The sequence below is a fragment of the Sphingobium sp. L-44 genome (genome assembly GCF_056859495.1).
Genome location: NZ_JBSXOQ010000004.1, coordinates 1 through 3,250, shown reverse-complemented (window position 1 = coordinate 3,250; position 3,250 = coordinate 1). Strand labels below are relative to the sequence as shown.

5 protein-coding genes are annotated in these 3,250 nt (G+C 60.4%); 4 read left to right on the top strand and 1 reads right to left on the bottom strand.

Annotated features, from left to right (window positions below; translation table 11 throughout):
- The 3 genes from AC13EK_RS00085 to AC13EK_RS00075 form a co-directional block, all read left to right on the top strand.
- Positions 1–336: hypothetical protein (locus AC13EK_RS00085; protein ID WP_483021941.1), on the top strand; the 336-nt coding region annotated here is incomplete at its 5' end.
- A gap of 135 nt (positions 337–471) precedes the next feature.
- On the top strand, positions 472–834 hold the full coding sequence (locus tag AC13EK_RS00080; protein WP_017501260.1) for a hypothetical protein: 363 nt from the start codon (positions 472–474) through the stop codon (positions 832–834).
- Positions 827–1,048 (top strand): hypothetical protein, encoded by a 222-nt coding sequence (locus tag AC13EK_RS00075; RefSeq protein ID WP_017501259.1) that lies wholly within the window; start codon positions 827–829, stop codon positions 1,046–1,048. The genes AC13EK_RS00080 and AC13EK_RS00075 overlap by 8 nt, the downstream gene beginning before the upstream one ends.
- Before the next feature lie 169 nt (positions 1,049–1,217).
- On the opposite strand, the gene AC13EK_RS00070 is transcribed toward AC13EK_RS00075, so the two are convergent.
- The gene (locus AC13EK_RS00070; RefSeq protein ID WP_125990256.1) at positions 1,218–1,415 is read right to left on the bottom strand and encodes a hypothetical protein; all 198 of its coding nucleotides are present in this window, start codon (positions 1,413–1,415) and stop codon (positions 1,218–1,220) included.
- Positions 1,416–1,602: 187 nt separating this feature from the next.
- Between AC13EK_RS00070 and AC13EK_RS00065 the strand changes: the two genes are divergently transcribed.
- A complete protein-coding gene (locus AC13EK_RS00065; RefSeq protein ID WP_139150114.1) occupies positions 1,603–3,045 on the top strand; it encodes a hypothetical protein in 1,443 nt (480 codons plus the stop codon).
- The last annotated feature ends 205 nt before the right edge of the window (positions 3,046–3,250 follow it).

The following is a 3,250-nucleotide window of genomic DNA, read 5'->3' as shown; positions in this document are numbered from 1 at the left end:
CAGGTCACTGGGATAACGCTTCGTCTTCTTCGCAATCTGGGCCATCCGCCCCCGGCTCTGCTGCGTCCACATCCAGAGCCTGAATCACGCAGATACGCCTATGACAACCCCTGCCGCCGATTTCCCAAACAGCCTCTTAGCCTGACCGTCGATATGGAGAAGATGCTTATGGACCCTAGTCAGCATTCCGCGCTCGCCGACAAATTGGCGCGCCAGGAACGCGCGGCCGAGTTCCGAATCTCCGAAACTTCTATCGTCATCGGCAACTACTATTCCGCCGCGATGGATTGGGTCGAGGCAGAGTATAAATTCCGCCTCGAAGAGAGCGCTGAATAACGCTTGTTGCTGCAACCCTGATCGAAGCGTCAGCGCCATCAGTCGATTACACTACCCGGTCGCACCCTTAACCAAATCGTTGAAATCCACATTCCAGGCGCGCGGGGCGTTCTGGACACGGGGGAGCCATATCTGATGAACAGCACGACAAAGACCATCATCGGCGAAATTCACGCCATCGCCGCTTCTGTTTTTCGCGGCCGGGCGGACGGACACTATCACCTGGACGGCGCTTCGGTGACCGTCGCAGAACGGGACGCGATCACCGTCGAGACAATCGCCCATCCATCGTTCAATGTGACGCACGTCCACATCGGCCCGCACGCCGCCACCCGCATGTTCAGCGGAGACCGCCTGGCATTTGTCGCCTGGGCGCTCCTGCTGGACGCCAATGCATCTGACGATCCGCCCGCCCATTGGTTCGACCTGGTCGAATTTCAGGCCGCCTATCTGGCGCTTCGTCCCAACATGCTGACGGGAGTGGCGACCAATGGTTGAATACGATCTTCCCGCCTGCCTGCGCGTGCGCGGTGGATGTCGAAGCGCGCCGACCGGTGACATCGTGGTGGTCGAGGCGCGGCTCAAAGACGAGGTCGCCGACTGGCTTGCCGAGAACGTGACCGGCCGGTGGGAGGCGCGCGTCGGAACCCCATCGGCGATTGTCTTCGACGACTTCGCTGACGCCGCCCTGTTCAAATTTCGGTGGCTTTGATGGTCCGCTAGGACGTGTCCCCGGCGCTAGTATCGCCCCCGGCTTCGCCGGGTCAAAATAAGGGTCAGGGGGCGTCGAGGAGGCCGAAAGGCAGGATATCGGGTTGTTCCCGTCGCAGACGGGGATCGACCCGACCCGTGACCGACGCGCAGCGTTGGGGCGCGCCGCATCATGTTCGTGCGAATAATCCCGGCCCGCCCAGGCGGGCAATCATCCGTCCGCCAGGCAATCCGCAATTTCGAAATTCGCGAAGCCAGATGACTTGGTGATTTCGACATGCCGGATCATCCGCGAAGACGCTGTAGCGTTCCAGCGCCAGATGATCGGGCGCCGTGATCGCGAGCGACCACGTCACCGGCGCCTTCATCGAGACCTACGGCCTCGATTTCGACGCGTTTAGATAAATATAGATAGACCTGCCGAACTGGTATATACTTCGCATTGTTCATTTATTCGAAGAAATATGTCCCTTTTTATCCTTAATATACTAAGGATTTTTGGGGACAAATACTAGCGCGAAGGGACATTTGAATATTAATATTTTGAAAGGAAACATGACTACAATTTACTATTCTGCCGAGCGTTGCGCCGCTGGCAAATCCCACGCACAGCGCGACCGTATCGTTACCACACCGGGCCTCTACCTCCTTGCTGTCGATCGCCGCGAGATGATCGGCGAAGCCGTCCGCAAGCTCCGCGAGCAGGCCGTCCAGGCATGCACCAGCCCCGTTATCCGCGAAGTCTATAGCCGTGACCAGAACCACCCGGATGGTTCCGCGTCCGTCCGGGTCGATGTCGAGGCACTCCCGTCCACGTATACCACCGGCCACATTGTCGTCGTGACGACGCACGAAGCCCTGCGGTTATCGGACCTGTCGAGATTCGAGGGGTGGACCTGCTGCATCGACGAAGCGCCGAACGCGTTTTTCCGCGAAGAACTGGTCACCCACGCCCTGGGCAGCGCCTGGTTCGCGGCACGATACGAACTGATCCCTTCCGACGATGGTCGTCCATACGCGCAAGTGCGCGCCTATTCTGACGCGCCCGCCGCCGCCGACGTGGCCAGCGATACCATCATGCGATCGCTCGATCTTTTCCACCGTCGCGTCGTTTCCGGTCGGACGCCGGTCTACGTCGATATTCGTGCCTGGGACGAGATGGACGATCGCAAGCGGGCGTGGACCTGGCATAGCCTGTGGCTCCCCACTGAACTCGACGCATTTGACCGGGTCGAGATCGTGGCCAACGCGTTTGACGACAGCGTCACTGCGTTGATCTGGCGCAATCGTTGCCCGCGCGTCGGGTTCGTTCCCCTGCCGCCGCTGTCGGCCGCTGCGTTTGCCCATCGCGACCTGACGATCCGCTATTTCGCCGAGGCCCATGGCGCGACCGGCTACCTGTTCGACAGCACGGACGGAAAGGCCCGCCTTGGGTCGATCGGCAAGTGGATGCGCCAGACCGATGACCAAGGGCGACACCTCAACGTCGATCCTGTGAACCACATCTGGACCGCCAATCTGCGCCAAGCCGAAAAGCTGGGTGCCATGCCGGGCCAGCACCTTTCCCCGCGCCAGGCCGGAACGGACAAATTCGGCGCGCTGACGATGGCAACGATGATCTATTCCGCCAAGCCCGCGCCTTCGGAAATCGCCATCCTCGAAACGTTGGGCGTCTCGCCCGCCCAGGTCGTCAAGGCACGCGAGACGGAAGACCTTGTCCAATTCGCAAACCGGATCGGCCGCCGCGCCAACGACGATCGCCCCCTGACCATCACTGTTTACGACCGTGTCCAGGCCGAAGCACTCCAGGCCTACTTCGACAGCGTCGCCCATTTCCGCACGAACCTCGTCTTGGTCGATTTGGGCTTCGCTACCGCCGAAGCGAAGCGGGCCGGACGACCGTCGAAGCCGAAGCGCACACCCGAGGAAGAGCGAGAACATCAGCGCGAGAAAAAGGCCCGGCAGCGGGCAGAAGCGAAGGCGAAAAAAGCCGCCTGACGAAACAAAAAAGCCCCGGACCATCGCTATCCTGGGCAAGTCGTAGTTTGAAAAGAAACAGTCTTAGAGGCTGTTTGGGAAATCGGCGGCAGGGGTTGTCATAGGCGTATCTGCGTGATTCAGGCTCTGGATGTGGACGCAGCAGAGCCGGGGGCGGATGGCCCAGATTGCGAAGAAGACGAAGCGTTATCCCAGTGACCTGACC